We start from the raw sequence: 2,445 nt of genomic DNA, 5'->3' as shown, positions 1-2,445 counted from the left end.
GAGTCGCGTGTTCTAGACCCGAAGCGGAGTGATCTACCCATGGCCAGGGTGAAGCGACGGTAAGACGTCGTGGAGGCCCGAACCCACTTAGGTTGAAAACTGAGGGGATGAGCTGTGGGTAGGGGTGAAAGGCCAATCAAACTCCGTGATAGCTGGTTCTCCCCGAAATGCATTTAGGTGCAGCGTCACGTGTTTCACACCGGAGGTAGAGCTACTGGATGGTCTAGGGGGCCTACAAGCTTACCGAAATCAGCCAAACTCCGAATGCCGGTGTGTGAGAGCGTGGCAGTGAGACTGCGGGGGATAAGCTTCGTAGTCGAGAGGGAAACAGCCCAGATCGCCGGCTAAGGCCCCTAAGCGTGTACTAAGTGGAAAAGGATGTGGAGTCGCGAAGACAACCAGGAGGTTGGCTTAGAAGCAGCCATCCTTGAAAGAGTGCGTAATAGCTCACTGGTCAAGTGATTCTGCGCCGACAATGTAGCGGGGCTCAAGTACACCGCCGAAGCCGCGGCATTCACACAATACATCCGCCATCTTCTACGGGGGGTGGTGCAGTGGTGTGGATGGGTAGGGGAGCGTCCTACAGCCATGGAAGCAGCAGCGTGAGCTAGTTGTGGAGGCTGTGGGAGTGAGAATGCAGGCATGAGTAGCGAAAGACGAGTGAGAAACTCGTCCGCCGAATGACCAAGGGTTCCTGGGCCAGGTTAATCCGCCCAGGGTGAGTCGGGACCTAAGGCGAGGCCGACAGGCGTAGTCGATGGACAACGGGTTGATATTCCCGTACCCGTGTATCCGCGCCCAATGGCGAATCAGTGGTGCTAAGTATCCAAAAGCGGATGGACTCCCTTCGGGGAGCCGGAAGTGGCTGCATACGACCCTTGCTGTAGTAGTCAAGCGATGGGGTGACGCAGGAAGGTAGCTGGGCCAGTCAGTGGTTGTACTGGTGTAAGCCTGTAGGGCGAGACATAGGCAAATCCGTGTCTCATGTGCCTGAGAGGTGATGCGTAGCCGATTGAGGTGAATTCAGTGATCCTATGCTGCCGAGAAAAGCCTCTAGTGAGTTGGTACACGGCCCGTACCCCAAACCGACACAGGTGGTCAGGTAGAGAATACTGAGGCGATCGAGAGAACTGTGGTTAAGGAACTCGGCAAAATGCCCCCGTAACTTCGGGAGAAGGGGGACCCGGTCTGGTGATGAGATTTACTCTCGGAGCTGGGTTGGGTCGCAGAGACCAGAGAGAAGCGACTGTTTACTAAAAACACAGGTCCGTGCGAAGTCGTAAGACGATGTATACGGACTGACGCCTGCCCGGTGCCGGAAGGTTAAGAGGACCGGTTAGCCAGTAATGGCGAAGCTGAGAATTTAAGCCCCGGTAAACGGCGGTGGTAACTATAACCATCCTAAGGTAGCGAAATTCCTTGTCGGGTAAGTTCCGACCTGCACGAATGGCGTAACGACTTCTCTGCTGTCTCAACCACAGACTCGGCGAAATTGCATTACGAGTAAAGATGCTCGTTACGCGCGGCAGGACGAAAAGACCCCGGGACCTTCACTATAGCTTGGTATTGGTGTTCGGTACGGTTTGTGTAGGATAGGTGGGAGACTGTGAAGCTGGCACGCCAGTGTTGGTGGAGTCATCGTTGAAATACCACTCTGATCGTATTGGACCTCTAACCTCGGGCCATGATCTGGTTCAGGGACAGTGCCTGGTGGGTAGTTTAACTGGGGCGGTTGCCTCCTAAAATGTAACGGAGGCGCCCAAAGGTTCCCTCAGCCTGGTTGGCAATCAGGTGTCGAGTGCAAGTGCACAAGGGAGCTTGACTGTGAGAGTGACAGCTCGAGCAGGGACGAAAGTCGGGACTAGTGATCCGGCACCGGCAAGTGGAAGCGGTGTCGCTCAACGGATAAAAGGTACCCCGGGGATAACAGGCTGATCTTCCCCAAGAGTCCATATCGACGGGATGGTTTGGCACCTCGATGTCGGCTCGTCGCATCCTGGGGCTGGAGTAGGTCCCAAGGGTTGGGCTGTTCGCCCATTAAAGCGGCACGCGAGCTGGGTTTAGAACGTCGTGAGACAGTTCGGTCTCTATCCGCCGCGCGCGTCAGAAACTTGAGGAAGGCTGTCCCTAGTACGAGAGGACCGGGACGGACGAACCTCTGGTGTGCCAGTTGTCCTGCCAAGGGCACTGCTGGTTAGCTACGTTCGGAAGGGATAACCGCTGAAAGCATCTAAGCGGGAAGCCTGTTCCAAGATGAGGTTTCTCACCACCTTCGAGTGGTTAAGGCCCCCTACAGACCATGGGGTTGATAGGCCAGAACTGGAAGCCCGGTAACGGGTGTAGGTGACTGGTACTAATCGGCCGAGGACTTACCAACAAAGAAGCTACGCGTCCACTGTGCGGTATCTGAAACAACACACAGATCACCGAGAAGACAGACACGAG

At 55.5% G+C, this 2,445-nt stretch carries 1 rRNA gene (only partly in view); it reads left to right on the top strand.

What is annotated here, in order from left to right:
* Window positions 1-2,377, top strand: a 23S ribosomal RNA gene (locus tag ACIBJI_RS42440); it begins 854 nt to the left of the window's first position.
* Window positions 2,378-2,445 lie beyond the last annotated feature (68 nt).

This window comes from Nocardia sp. NPDC050408 (assembly GCF_044458905.1).
Lineage (GTDB): Bacteria > Actinomycetota > Actinomycetes > Mycobacteriales > Mycobacteriaceae > Nocardia.
The sequence above is the reverse complement of the archived record's forward strand: the minus strand, read 5'-3'. Positions and strand labels throughout refer to the sequence as shown.